This is a genomic window from Rhizobium sp. WW_1, from assembly GCF_003610155.1.
GTDB lineage: Bacteria > Pseudomonadota > Alphaproteobacteria > Rhizobiales > Rhizobiaceae > Rhizobium > Rhizobium tropici_A.
Map to the genome: position 1 here is coordinate 754,194 of NZ_RAIN01000001.1, position 12,858 is coordinate 767,051.

Sequence of the window (12,858 nt, forward strand, 5' to 3'; positions counted from 1 at the left end):
CTCAGAGCCAGCCTTTCCAGCGAAAAAAGAAAAACGGAACGATGGCGGAAACCACCATCAGCAACAGCGATGCCGGGTAGCCGAAGGCAAAGCGCAACTCGGGCATATGCTCGAAATTCATGCCATAGACGGACGCCACGAGCGTCGGCGGCAGAAACACCACGGAAGCGATCGAAAAGATCTTGATGATGGAGTTCTGCTCTATATTGATCAGCCCGAGCGACGCATCCAGCAGGAAGGTGATGTTTCCCGCGACGAAGGATGCGTGCTCCGACAGTGACTGCACATCCCTCGAGACATTGCGGCACAGTTCCCTGGCCTCATGGTCCTGCTGCATCGCGGGGATGGTATGCAGAAAAGTCAGCAGCCGGGACAGCGAACTCAGGCTGTCGCGTAGCTTGCTGAGCGTACGGTGATAGCCGGCGATGTCCTTGAGCTTTTCTTCCAGATAATTTGACGGACGGCGGATCTTCTTCACCCGATCGCCGAACACATGCACCGACAATATATCGATGCTGGCGACCGTCTGTTCAAGAACCTCTGCAGTCCTGTCGACGATCGTTTCGAGAAGCTTGGCAAGGAGCGCGACGCCGGTTCGCCGATCCTGCGGGATGCGCTGCAGGGCCGCGATGAACAGCGCGAAGGATTTAGGCTGCGCGTAGCGGATCGTGATCAGACGATGTCCCGTCAGGATGAAGGCGACATCGGTAAGCATCGGCAGATTGGTGTCGGCCTTCCACAGCAGCGAGGCGGTCAGAAAGACCGAGCCGTCCTCGACATAGAGGCGGCTCGAGGGCTCGATGCCCTTCATGTCCTCGCGGGTCGGCACTTCGAGCCCAAGCAGGCGCTCGATGCTCGCTTCCTCCTCGCGAGACGGGTCGACCATATCGATCCAGACGGCATTGTCTGGCAGCCGATGGGCAGCCGAAAGATCAGGAAGCTCAAGCGGCTTCTGGTCCGAGCAATAGGCAGTTATCAACTGCTCGCTCCTGCAGAGACGAAGCCGGCATCAGGGCGCCTTGCGCGCGCTGGCCGCGATTCCACCAATGGCCAATGAAAAAAGCTCATAAAACCCCGGTCGTATCCCGCCAGCCCGGCCGGGAATCCGTGTCCACGTTCCATTGCGCTGCTGTACCAATCCTTCGTCCGTCCCGGCGAACCTGCCTGCTCGGACGAAGCAGAACCACCAATCGGCGGAGAGCGGTCATCGGAAACGACCAACCAGTTCCACGCAGGCGGCGCATATGCAGCAAAGCTCGCAAAGAATCAAGTCACAACCTCTTCATCGCACGCTTTCGCCGCAGTTCGGCTAATCTTGCGAAGTCATAGCACAGGATGACGACAAGACAATCCGTCACTATACGGAAAGCCCATATGTCTTTGTGAATTATTCAAAGACGATCGCCGGCGCGGCGCGCTGCGGCGTGCCTGACACTTGCTTCCAGACATTGGCCGCGATCTCGCGATAGATGTTCGCGACTACGCCGTTCGGCTCGGCGGCGACCAGCGGCGTACCGGCATCCGAGGTCTCGCGAATGCCCATGGTCAACGGCACCTCGCCGAGGAAGGGAACACCGATGCGTTCAGCCTCCTTGCGCGCCCCGCCATGGCCGAAAATGTCATAGCGCGCGCCGGTATCCGGAGCGATGAAATAGCTCATGTTCTCGACGATGCCGAGAACGGGAACCTCGACCTTGCGGAACATGTTGAGGCCCTTGCGTGCATCGATCAGCGCCAGATCCTGAGGCGTCGAGACGATGACGGCGCCGGCCAGCGGCACCTGTTGCGCCATGGTGAGCTGCACGTCGCCGGTGCCGGGCGGCATGTCGACGACCAGCACGTCGAGCTCGCCCCAGGCAACCTCTCGCAACATCTGCAACAGGGCGGACTGCACCATCGGTCCGCGCCAGATCATCGCGGTTTCCTCTTCGACGAGGAAACCCATCGACATCACCTTGAGGCCATAATTCTCCATGGGATTGATGATGCGGCCATCGATCTGGGTCGGACGGCCGGAAATCTTCAACAGGCGCGGCATCGAGGGGCCATAGATATCGGCGTCCAGAATGCCGACGCTGAGGCCGTTGGCCAGCAGTCCCAGCGCCAGGTTGACCGCCGTCGTCGATTTGCCGACACCGCCCTTGCCCGAGGCGACCGCGATGATGGCCTTGACGCCGGGAACGCCGATCTTGGCGGCGCGGGGCGGCTGTTGCGGCTGATGCGGATGGGGATGCGAGTGGCCATGCGGGGCAGCCTGCGCCGGCGCTGGCGTGGGTCGGGGCGCCGGAGCGCCGGCCTTTTTATCTGCGGTCAGGGCAACCAGAGCACCCTTGACGCCAGGCATCTCCTTGATCACCCGCTCGGCCGCAAGACGCATCGGCTCCAGATCCTTGGCCCGCTCGGCAGGGACGGTGATGGAAAAATAGACCTTGCCATCGGAAATGAAGACATCGGACACCATGCCGAGTTCGACGATGTTGTGCTCCAGGTCCGGGCCGCGAACCGTCTTCAACGTTTCCAGCACCTGTTCCTTGGTGATGTCTGCCATTTCACCCTCACTGCAGAATCCTTTTCGGCAGCGCGGCCATCGGCGCGCACTTCCGAAGTCATTCCGGTTTAGATAGTGGAGCTGCGGGACTTCGCCAAACGAAATTCGGAACGCTGGCAATAAAAAGCGTCTTCGTTGCGGCCGGTAGGTCCGCCGGGTCCATCAAGGACCCTTACCAGCCGCAACGCTCTCCCAATAGGGAAGACATGATCGCGGGCCGACATAGAGCACCCATCGGAAAGGAATAGGGCATAGGCGCGAAAATCTTCCTCCAGGTGCGTCCGATCTTATTAAGCGTGTTAAATAAGCAACAACCGTCGCCGAGCCTTCGCCTGGAGAAGCGACGGCGACGGCATCGACGACGGTCATTTGATCCGCGCACGTTTCATCGGCGCTGTTATCAAAGTCCCCTCTGGACCTCTATTTCATTTACAAGCAGGAACCGTGCCAGTTTCAATAAACTTAAAAATAGTATTATTTTTCAATTGGTTGACGTGAATCCGTTTATCGATGCGAGGCTGGCGCTCGCCAAGCAATTCATCATGTTTTATCCGCAGCGCACAAAATTCATTCAATGCCCTGCCCGAATCTCGCTCATCGGGATGCGATGGGCACGGATGCCATCAAGCGGATATTACTTGATCAATCCGACGCGCAGGGCCTTGGCAACGGCCTGGGTGCGATTGACGGTGTCGAGCTTCTTGGTGGCGCGATTGAGGTAGTGATTGACCGTATGTTCCGAGAGAGACAGGATTTCGGCAATTTCCGCACTGGTCTTCCCGGCCGCCGTCCAGTTTAGGCAATCAATCTCGCGGTCGGTAAGAGCATCGACGACGCGAACATCGAGATTGCGGATCTCGGCCAGCCGGTCGAAAACGTGGACCGCGATATAGAAAAGCTCCCTCATTTCTTCGGCTGCAAAAAGCTCGCGATCACCGCCCAAGCAGATGGCACCACGAAGGCCGGAGGCGTCGTGGGTCGGAAAATAGACGAAGCGGGTCATGCGGAAACGTTCGAACAGGGCAACGGCGAGCCGGGACTTGCCTTCTTCGCGATTGGGGCTTGCTGCCACCTCGTAAATGAAAGGCAGCGTGGAGGTGCGCAGACGGTGCAGTACGGGACTGGTCGCCATCAGGCTTTCCTGATCGTAGATCGACAGCAGCTCGGCCGGCCAATTGTTAATCACGGAATTGCTTTGCAGGTCGGAAGACGTAATCGGCGGCAGGTTGAACACCATGAAGGCCCGGCAACGGTAAATTTCCGTCAATCCCTTCATGAAACGAAACACATCGAACTGCGTCTTGAGCCTGCTGATTTCCTCGATAGAGCCCTCGCCACGAGGGGACATTCCCGCCTGTATCAATGCCGCCATCACCAGTCTTCTTTATGTAAAAGAGGGAAAAAATACGAAACTTCCGTCTCTTGCCCCTCACGATTATCGCGTCGGCACCGATATCATGCGCTCGACAAAATATAAGTTTTCCAAAATCGTGATTGCATCAACGCCCGTTACTATTATGTCCGCTCATCACCTCGCCAAATCCTGTATGATTCCAATAATCACTTGGAGATAATGGCAGTTCTTCGGCATATCTCAACAGTAAAATTCAAGATAAACGAGCAATTCCGCTAACATCCAGCGCCCACAGCATTAAATCCGCGGGTTTCGGACAGCCGTTGCGCGAAATTTATATGATTAACGCTTGGGACCCATGCGGTTGCGCATGTCCATCATGATCGAATCAGCCGCCGCAACCACCAAGGGCGCCCATGCCTGCAACTTTTCCGACGTGACGCGATAGGCCGGGCCAGTTACCGAGACGCCCGCCAGCATGTGACCATCATCGGCGCGGATCGGCGCGGCGACGCAGCATATGCCGCTTTCGTGCTCCTCGAGATCGAAGGCATAGCCTCGCCTGCGGATTTCCGAAATGGCGGACAATAGTTCGGAGGCATTGCGAAGCGTCTGCTCGGTATAGGGGCGAAATTCGATGCCTGAAATTCTTGCAGCAAGCTCGGCATCGTCAAGCGCGGAAAGCGCCGCCTTGCCCACACCGGTGCAATAGGCCGGCGATGCATTGCCCACCTGCGAATACATGCGCACCGATTGCCTGCCCTCCACCTTGTCGAGGTAGATGACCTCCGCGCCGCGCAGGACGCCGAGATGCACGGTTTCGCCCGTCACCTCCTGCAGACGATGCAGTTGCGGCTCGGCAATGGCGCGAAACTCGTTGCGCGCCCAGCTGCGCGAGGCCAGCGTCAGGAGCCGCAATCCGATCAGGTAACGCCCATCGCGATCGACCTCCAGAAGCCCTTCCTCGACAAGATGCGACAATTGCCGGTGCAGCGTGCCGCGCGGCTGATCGGAGCGAGAGAGAATATCGGTAAAGCGCATGGGGCCATCGGCGAGCGCGACCAGATCGAGCAGGGAGACGAGCTTTCCCAGCGTCCCGGTTTCCCGGTCGCCCCGTCCTTTATTTTTTCCGTCCCCTGAACCCAGATCCATGCTCATTCATTTATCTCTGGCACAGCCGCTCTAAAATCGAAGAAGCAGGGCATGATGTCGTGCGAAAACCGATCCCACTTTTCCGCATCATGCTCTATCCTTGACACGATAAGAACCTAGCCCGATAATTCCATATAGTCAAATTGTGTTCCACATAATGGAACTTTCTGTCAATTCAGGGAGGAGATATCTCGGTGGGTACTCAGGCGCAATTTCCCGATCTGAAAGATCGCACCGTCCTCGTCACCGGCGGCGGCTCCGGCATCGGCGCAAGCCTGGTGGAAGCCTTTGCCAAGCAGGGCGCAAAGGTCGCCTTCATCGACATAGCCGAGGAACCCAGCAAGGCGTTGGCAGCCAGGCTTTCGGCAGATTCCGCCCATCCGGTCGTCTTCTACCATGCGGATCTGCGTGATGTCGGCGCGATCAAAAGCACGGTTGCGGCCGTCGAGTCCGATCTCGGCGCGATCCGCGTTCTCGTCAACAACGCCGCCTGGGACGACCGGCATGACATCGACACCACGACCGAGGAATATTGGGACAACAATCAGGCGATCAACCTGAAGCAGGTCTTCTTCGTGTCGCAAGCGGCAGCACCCGGCATGCGGGCAGCCGGCGGCGGCGCGATCATCAATTTCTCCTCGATCGTCTTCAAGATGAACCCGCCACTGCTCTCCTCCTATGCGACTGCGAAGTCGGGCATCATCGGGCTGACCAAGAGCTTTGCCGGACGCTTCGGCCCCGAAAATATCCGCGTCAACGCCGTTCTGCCCGGCATGATCGTCACCCAGCGGCAGCTCGACCTCTGGCTGACCCAGGACGGCATGGCGAAGACGATCGAACGGCAATGCCTGAAACGCGTGCTGAACGCCGATGACCTGGTCGGGCCGGTGCTTTTCCTGGCGTCGGACTGTGCGGGCGCGATGACCGGACAGGCGATCACCGTCGATGGCGGCATCTTTTAACCCTATATTTCTGAAGTAGAATTTGGAGCATTTCTCATGACGAAGCCCGCATATGTCGCGGTGGACTGGGGCACCAGCAGTTTCCGGCTGTGGCTGATCGGCGAAGACGGCAGCATTCTTTCGGAGCGCCGCAGCGGCGAAGGCATGACCACGGCGGCCCAATTGGGCTTTGCCAAGGTTTTGCAATCGCATCTTGATGCCATATCCGCGCCGGATGCCATCCCCGTCATCGTGTGCGGCATGGCCGGCGCGCGCCAGGGCTGGGTGGAGGCTGGATACATCGATACACCGACCTCGCTCGCCGCTATTCTCACCGGCGCCGTTTCCGTGCCTGGACAGACGCGCGACGTGCGCATCCTACCGGGTCTGGCGCAGCGCAGCCAGCAGGTGCCTGATGTCATGCGTGGCGAAGAAACGCAGCTGCTCGGCGCGATTGCCGCCGACGCCAAGGGCGAACAGCTCGTTTGCATGCCAGGAACACATTCGAAATGGGTGCGCGTACTTGATGGCCAGGTGACAGGCTTCTCCACCTTCATGACCGGCGAGCTTTTCGACGTCATCACCAAGCACAGCATCCTGTCGCATGCGGTTGCCGGCGCGGCGGATCAGCCTGCCGATACGAAGGCATTCGAGACCGCCCTTAAGGCGGCTCTCGACAGGCCGGCGCTCGTCACCAATCTGCTGTTTACGGCCCGCTCCGGCCAGCTTCTGAACGGGCTTTCGGCCGCCGGTGCGCAATCGCTGATATCAGGCACCCTGATTGGCGCCGAAATTGCCGGCGCGCTGGCTTCGGCCGGGCAGAATGCCGCCATCACCCTCGTCGCCTCCGGCCGCCTCCAGGCTCTCTATGAAGATGCCTTCCGCACTCTATCCCTCACCTACAAGACCATCGACGCCGATGCCGCCGTCCGTCGCGGACTGTCCGCTGCGGCCGAGGCGATCTGGTTCAAGTAAAGAAAGCAAAGATGATGACGACCCGCACCCCCTTCCCCCCCATGAAGCGCCCGCTCATTGCCATCCTTCGCGGCATCAAGCCGGAGGAAACGGCCGATATCGTCGGCGCTCTGATCGAGACCGGCTTCACGGCAATCGAGATCCCGCTGAATTCGCCGGAGCCTTTCCGCTCCATCGAAATCGCCGCCAGGATGGCGCCGGCCGATTGCCTGATCGGCGCCGGCACGGTCCTGACCGTCGAAGACGTCGACAGGCTCGATGGCGCCGGCGGCAAACTGCTGGTGACTCCGAATGTCGAGCCTGCGGTGATCAGCCGCGCCCGCGACAAGGGCATGGTGACGATGCCTGGCGTGTTCACCGCCACGGAGGCGCTCTTGGCGGCCCGTGCCGGTGCTACCGGACTTAAATTCTTCCCCGCCGGCGTGCTTGGCGCATCCGGCATTACGGCCATTCGCGCGGTGCTGCCGCCCGAACTCGTCATCGCCGCTGTCGGCGGCGTTTCGGACAAGAATTTCGCCGATTATACCAAGGCCGGCATCCTGGCATTCGGCCTCGGAACCAGCCTTTACAAGCCGGGAATGACGGCTGCAGAGGTTGCCGAACGCGCCAAGACCACCATTTATGCCTATGATGCAGCCATAGGAGCCTGATCTATGACCGATATTCATGATTTTCAGGGCAATATTCTCTGCAACACCTCCTCCGTACTAGGAGAAGGCCCGACTTACGACCCCGATACGGACACCGTCTGGTGGTTCAACATCCTCGGCAAGGAACTGCATGAACTGCACCTGCCGACGGGTGAGAAAAAGGTTCACGAGCTGCCGATGATGGCAAGCGTGCTGGCCCGCGTCGATGCGGAACGGCAGATGATCGCCACCGAGCAGGGTCTGTTCCTTCGCGACATCGCGACTGGCGAGCTAAGCTTCTATGCGGCGATCGAAGCCGACAAGCCGGAAAACCGTTCCAATGACGGCCGCACGCATATTTCCGGATCGCTTTGGATCGGCACCATGGGCAAGCGCGCGGAAATGCAGGCGGGGGCGATCTATCACGTCGCCGGCGGCAAGGTCACCAAGATTTTCGACCAGATCAGCATCCCGAATTCCATCTGCTTCTCGCCTGATGGCACGATCGGCTATTTCACCGATACGCGCGTCAGCCAGCTGATGCGCGTGCTCGTCGATCCCGAGACGGGGCTTCCAACGGGCGAGCCGATCGTCATGGTCGACAGCATGGAAGATCCGGGCGGCCTCGACGGCTCGGTCTGCGATGCCGACGGCTACATCTGGAATGCGCGCTGGGGCTCCGGCTTCGTCGACAAGTACAGCCCGGATGGCCTGCGCATCGAGCGCTATCGCGTCCCCGCCATGCAGCCCTCCTGCCCCGCCTTCATCGGCAAGAATGCCGACCGGCTGGCAGTGACGACCGCCTGGGAAGGGCTGGACGAGGAAGCTCGCTCCATGCAGCCCCAGGCTGGCGCGCTTCTGGAGCTTGGCCTGACCGTCCGCGGCGTTTTCGATCCCCCATACAAGCTTTGATTGAAGTCGCCTTCGGGCCGGCATGAGCCCGAAGGCACCGCCGCTTCGCCGGACAATACGGCGACTACCGGCATATTTTTCCCCAAGACATTGTGCCGCGCATCGAGCCATTTCAAGAACGGCTCAATCTTCCAGGTTGTTTTCAAGGTAACAACATCCTGAATTTATTGGTATATCTTTCCAACCTCACGTCGAATGGCGCAGCTTTCTGCAACTTTTGACGGAACCAATCCTCCCATGAGCCATTTGCCTTTAAGACCGGCACGATGAAGGTCGGCAAATGAAAACTCCACTCGCGCTGGTAAGCATGCGCGCTCGATAAAGCATGCCCATCAGAATGAAAGGTAGGTTCACGATGACTGGGAAACTCTTCACTTCCGTCGCCGCAGGCGCAATCTTCGCCACGGCATCCGTGCTTTCACCCATGGCTTTCGCGCAGGCGCAGCAGCCATCGAACGGGGGTACAGGCAATAACGCGCCGCTGACGCAATCCGCTCCGGCAACTCCGGATGCTATGAAGCCGGATAGCTCGACACCGCAGAAAAATGCCCAGGCTCCAGCTCCGACGACGGGGATGGATGAGGCCAGCGGCTATCTGACGGTCCAATCAGCCGATCAGATCAGCGCCAGGACCTATATGGGCCAGTCGGTCTATAACGGTCAGAACGAAAGCATCGGCAGCATCAACGACCTGATCCTGCAGAAGCAGGGCGGTGTCGTCGCTGCAATCGTCGGCGTCGGCGGCTTCCTTGGCATGGGCCAGAAGAATGTCGCCGTTCCCTTCGACAAGATCAGCGCCACCCAGAATCCACAGGATGGCACTATGAAGCTGACGACCACCGAAACGGCTGATGCCTTGAAGGCCGCGCCGGAATTCAAGACGCTCTCGATGCAGGCCTCGGAAAAGGCTGCAAGCGCGGGCGGCGCTTCCTCGACAATGCCTGCGGGGACGGACAACACGACCACTTCGTCGACCACCAACAAGTAGCTATCGACAGTAAATAAGATACCGGTCAGACGAAATGCAGAAGCGGCGGCCCTTACCGGGCCGCCGCTTTCTTTAGAACCACTGCACACTTTCGCGCGGCAGGCTTTAAGCGATTTCGCGTTCGTTGCTGACGTCGAAATAGTGGGTCTGCAGATAGCGGAGCGTCGCGGCGCTGTCGGCGGGCTTTCCGAAATAGTAGCCCTGCCCCATGGCGCAGCCGAGCGCCTTCAGCTTCGCCGCTTCGGCATGTTCCTCGATGCCCTCAGCCACCACGCGCAGTTCGAGCCCCTCGCACATGGCGAGGACCGCCTTGATGATATGCTCGGATGCTCGGTCTGAATTCATCCGCGAAACGAAAGCCCTGTCGATCTTGACCTTGTCGAAAATGAATTCACGCAAACGCCCGAGGCTCGACTGGCCTGTGCCGAAATCATCGAGCGAAATGCGCACGCCGACCGCACGCAGATCGGCGATGATACGATGGGCCGTATCGGCTGAGCTCATGACCGCCGTCTCGGTGATTTCGAGTTCGAGGCGATGCGGGTCCAGGCCTGCTCGCGTGAGGATCGCAAGAATGCTGCTGCTGGTGCCAGGGTCCATCAACTGTGCCGAGGACAGGTTGAAGGACAGGAAAAGCTCGCGCGGCCAGGAGAGCGCCGCCTCGGCCGCCTTGCGCAGCAGCGTTTCGGACAGTGCATCGATGAAGCCGCGCTCTTCGGCGAGCGGCACAAACACGGCGGGCGAGACGAAGCCGAGATCCGGGTCGTTCCAGCGTGCGAGCGCTTCGAAACCGAGAACCATATTGTTGGCAAGAGAGACGATCGGCTGGAAATGCACGTCGATGGCGTCGGAAATGATGGCATTGCGCAGCGCCTGTTCAAGCTGCGTCGCACGCTTCATCTCCTGCGCGATCTCTCTGGAATAGACCGTGATCTGGCCGCGGCCGCGGCGCTTGGAGCGATAGAGCGCCGTATCCGCATTCTTCAGGAGATCGTCGAACTCCTCGCCGGCAAAGGGGTGGATGGCAAAGCCGAAGGATGCGGAAAGACGGACGTTGCGATCGCCGAGATCGTAGGGCGCGGAAAGCACTTCACGGATCATCTGTCCGAATTTCTCGGCGCCGACGCGCTCGAAGACGAGCGGCAGGACGAAGGCGAACTCATCGCCGTCATGCCGGGTTACCATGGCGCCGTCGGGTATGCAGGCCTTGAGACGATGGGCAACCTGGCAGAGGATCTCGTCGCCCGCCTCGACGCCGAACAGGTCGTTGATCGGCTTGAAGGCATCGAGATTGACGATCCCGATCGTAAAGGGCGCTGGATCGCCGGCACGCTCGAGCGAAAGCGCGCGCGCACGCTCGCGCATGCGATAGCGATTGCCCAATCCGGTGAGCGGATCGGTATAAGCGATTGCCTGCGGCTCCTGACTGACTGGTCCCGGCAGCATCTCAGTCGATTTCATCTTCGGTTCCGACCTTTACTCCACCCGGGGAAAAAGCATGACGGGGAAGTCTTAACAAAGGATGCCAAGAGGACAGTCAATCGACGCTGGCAATAACTTACCGTCGGAAACGATATCGCGATAACATTTATCTATTTTGTGCCTTGAGAGCACTGCGCATGTATTTCTGGAAGACCGTCTCGATGATATCGGGGCTTACCGGCTTCAGGATGACGTCGTCCATGCCGACCTCTGCGCATTCCTTGCGATCGCGATCGAAGGCCTGCGTCAGCACGCCGATGATCGGCGTATGGGAGCCGCTGCCCTTTTCCGCACCGCGGATCAGCCGGGTGGACTCGAAGCCGTTCAACCCGGGGAGCGAAATATCCATCAGGATCAGCTCCGGCCGGTGTTCCTGCCACAGGCGCACGGCCTCGTCGCCACTTGCGGCGATCACATAGCTGTATCCCAATCCCTCGAGGATCTGCGAAAAGACGATCTGGTTGATGTCGTTGTCCTCGGCGACCAGGATCTGGGCGCGGCCCTCCTCGCCGCTCACGCGCCGCCATTCCGACGCAAGCCCCTGCTCCATGATTTCGCCAAGCTCGCCGCGAATGTTGCGGTTGAAATGACGCGCGATCAGGAAGGCAAGCTCGTTTGCGAGCTGCGAACCGTTCAGCGACAGCGCGGTAAGGTTCTGCCGCTCGGCCAGCTCAATCCCGCGCTTGCCGAGCTGATTGTCGATGATGACGAGGTCGATCTTGACGCCATGGGCGCTCGCCACGTCCAGAAATGCCGCCTCTTCGTTTTCGTTGTGAACCACGCAGGCTTCGAAACCGTATTTCTCAAGCGTCTTCAGGGCTGCGGTTTCGGCGGCAAAATCAGGCGTGACGACAAGGACCTTGCGGCCGCTGAAATTCTCCGGGACGAAGGTTTCCATGGCGGCCGGGCGGCGCGAGATGGTCTGCAGCGCGACCATCGGAACATAGGCGCGACGATAGGAGCGATCGCTGTTTTCCCGGATGCTCGATGCCAACGCGAACTCATCGAAGTCGCCGCCATCCTTGGGCAGGTCCTGCATGGTACAGACCAGGAAATAGCGGCCGGGCTTACCGATGCGCTGCTTGCGGGTGACGATGTCGCGCTCGATGCCGTCGCGGGCGATCTGACGCTGACGCGAGATCGACATCTCGCCGGTCTCGATCACATGCCGGTCGCTCTCATGGAAGCGGTTGGCAAGATCGGTAGAAAATATATCGATGCTCTTGCGGCCGCGCACTTCGTCCGCCGCCGTCTGATACTTGTCACAGAACGCCCGGTTGACCGCGACATAGACGAGGTTCTGGTCCTTCACGAAGATCGGAAAGGGCAGATTGTCGAGAATATCCTCGGTCAGCTGCACGCGCTCCATGTCGACGCGCCACTGCTCCTCGCGCTTCTTGACCTCGGAAACGTCTGACATGATGCAGAAGCCGATGCCGGACGAAAGCCGCCGCTTGGAGATGCGCACCCAGCGATCGTCGGTGAAATGTTCCGTCGTCTCGAAGCGCTCGCGCCAGTGCGTGGCGATGCGCTGCGATATCCAGTCGTCGCGATTGACGGCTGTCTTTGTCTGATGCCGCTGATAACGCACGCCGGTATCGAAGACGGCGCTCAGAAAGTCGCGCAGGCGCGTGGACGGTTGCAGAAATTCCGGTTCAATCGGGAAGAAGTTCAAGACCTGACGGCTGGCGAACAACAAGAGGTCGTTCTTGTCATAGGCGAAGAACGCGCTGGAAAGGCCATCGCAGAAGGCATCGAAGAACATTGTCTGCAGACTGCCGCCGAAAGGCGTATCAGCCGTCATCATTGCCAAAGCTGCCTTTTCAATCTCGGCAGTCATTCGTCCGATTCCTACACTCAACCAGTTTCACAACGCG

Annotated in this window: 11 protein-coding genes; 5 read left to right on the forward strand and 6 right to left on the reverse strand. The window is 59.5% G+C overall.

Annotation, left to right across the window (positions count from 1 at the left end):
- Position 1: 1 nt before the first annotated feature.
- The 4 genes from BJ928_RS03560 to BJ928_RS03575 all read right to left on the reverse strand — a co-directional run bounded on the left by BJ928_RS03560 (position 2) and on the right by BJ928_RS03575 (position 5,054).
- Positions 2-979, reverse strand: coding sequence for a magnesium transporter CorA family protein (locus BJ928_RS03560; RefSeq protein ID WP_047627840.1), 978 nt, complete (start codon positions 977-979; stop codon positions 2-4).
- Positions 980-1,387: 408 nt separating this feature from the next.
- Entirely contained in the window at positions 1,388-2,548 is a 1,161-nt protein-coding gene (gene apbC / locus BJ928_RS03565) for an iron-sulfur cluster carrier protein ApbC (protein ID WP_047627842.1), read from the reverse strand.
- A 634-nt stretch (positions 2,549-3,182) separates the two neighbouring features.
- Positions 3,183-3,920 (reverse strand): LuxR family transcriptional regulator, encoded by a 738-nt coding sequence (locus BJ928_RS03570; RefSeq protein WP_047627844.1) that lies wholly within the window; start codon positions 3,918-3,920, stop codon positions 3,183-3,185.
- Between the two features lie 324 nt (positions 3,921-4,244).
- Positions 4,245-5,054 carry an IclR family transcriptional regulator gene (locus tag BJ928_RS03575; RefSeq protein WP_047627846.1) on the reverse strand — a complete coding sequence of 270 codons (810 nt, stop codon included), beginning with the start codon at positions 5,052-5,054 and terminating at the stop codon, positions 4,245-4,247.
- Between the two features lie 194 nt (positions 5,055-5,248).
- Here BJ928_RS03575 and BJ928_RS03580 point away from each other — a divergent pair, with 194 nt between their 5' ends.
- The 5 genes from BJ928_RS03580 (at position 5,249) to BJ928_RS03600 (ending at position 9,499) form a co-directional block, all read left to right on the forward strand.
- The gene (locus BJ928_RS03580) at positions 5,249-6,016 is read left to right on the forward strand and encodes an SDR family oxidoreductase (RefSeq protein ID WP_047627847.1); all 768 of its coding nucleotides are present in this window, start codon (positions 5,249-5,251) and stop codon (positions 6,014-6,016) included.
- Positions 6,017-6,052: 36 nt separating this feature from the next.
- On the forward strand, positions 6,053-6,970 hold the full coding sequence (locus BJ928_RS03585) for a 2-dehydro-3-deoxygalactonokinase (RefSeq protein WP_047627849.1): 918 nt from the start codon (positions 6,053-6,055) through the stop codon (positions 6,968-6,970).
- Between the two features lie 14 nt (positions 6,971-6,984).
- Entirely contained in the window at positions 6,985-7,620 is a 636-nt protein-coding gene (locus tag BJ928_RS03590; RefSeq protein ID WP_047627850.1) for a 2-dehydro-3-deoxy-6-phosphogalactonate aldolase, read from the forward strand.
- 3 nt (positions 7,621-7,623) lie between these two features.
- On the forward strand, positions 7,624-8,511 hold the full coding sequence (locus BJ928_RS03595) for an SMP-30/gluconolactonase/LRE family protein (protein ID WP_047627852.1): 888 nt from the start codon (positions 7,624-7,626) through the stop codon (positions 8,509-8,511).
- A 355-nt stretch (positions 8,512-8,866) separates the two neighbouring features.
- On the forward strand, positions 8,867-9,499 hold the full coding sequence (locus BJ928_RS03600) for a PRC-barrel domain-containing protein (RefSeq protein WP_047627853.1): 633 nt from the start codon (positions 8,867-8,869) through the stop codon (positions 9,497-9,499).
- Between the two features lie 105 nt (positions 9,500-9,604).
- On the opposite strand, the gene BJ928_RS03605 is transcribed toward BJ928_RS03600, so the two are convergent.
- Both BJ928_RS03605 and BJ928_RS03610 read right to left on the reverse strand, forming a co-directional pair.
- Positions 9,605-10,960, reverse strand: coding sequence for an EAL domain-containing protein (locus BJ928_RS03605; protein ID WP_047627854.1), 1,356 nt, complete (start codon positions 10,958-10,960; stop codon positions 9,605-9,607).
- Positions 10,961-11,087: 127 nt separating this feature from the next.
- Positions 11,088-12,788, reverse strand: a complete 1,701-nt coding sequence (locus tag BJ928_RS03610; RefSeq protein WP_245432242.1) for a response regulator — start codon at positions 12,786-12,788, stop codon at positions 11,088-11,090.
- Positions 12,789-12,858 lie beyond the last annotated feature (70 nt).

Coding starts and splice junctions, on each gene's coding strand:
- apbC (WP_047627842.1), bottom strand. CDS start 2,548: ATGGCAGACATCACCAAGGAACAGGTGCTGGAAACGTTGAAGACGGTT.
- BJ928_RS03570 (WP_047627844.1), bottom strand. CDS start 3,920: ATGGCGGCATTGATACAGGCGGGAATGTCCCCTCGTGGCGAGGGCTCT.
- BJ928_RS03575 (WP_047627846.1), bottom strand. CDS start 5,054: ATGGATCTGGGTTCAGGGGACGGAAAAAATAAAGGACGGGGCGACCGG.
- BJ928_RS03585 (WP_047627849.1), top strand. CDS start 6,053: ATGACGAAGCCCGCATATGTCGCGGTGGACTGGGGCACCAGCAGTTTC.
- BJ928_RS03590 (WP_047627850.1), top strand. CDS start 6,985: ATGACGACCCGCACCCCCTTCCCCCCCATGAAGCGCCCGCTCATTGCC.
- BJ928_RS03595 (WP_047627852.1), top strand. CDS start 7,624: ATGACCGATATTCATGATTTTCAGGGCAATATTCTCTGCAACACCTCC.
- BJ928_RS03600 (WP_047627853.1), top strand. CDS start 8,867: ATGACTGGGAAACTCTTCACTTCCGTCGCCGCAGGCGCAATCTTCGCC.
- BJ928_RS03605 (WP_047627854.1), bottom strand. CDS start 10,960: ATGAAATCGACTGAGATGCTGCCGGGACCAGTCAGTCAGGAGCCGCAG.
- BJ928_RS03610 (WP_245432242.1), bottom strand. CDS start 12,788: ATGATGACGGCTGATACGCCTTTCGGCGGCAGTCTGCAGACAATGTTC.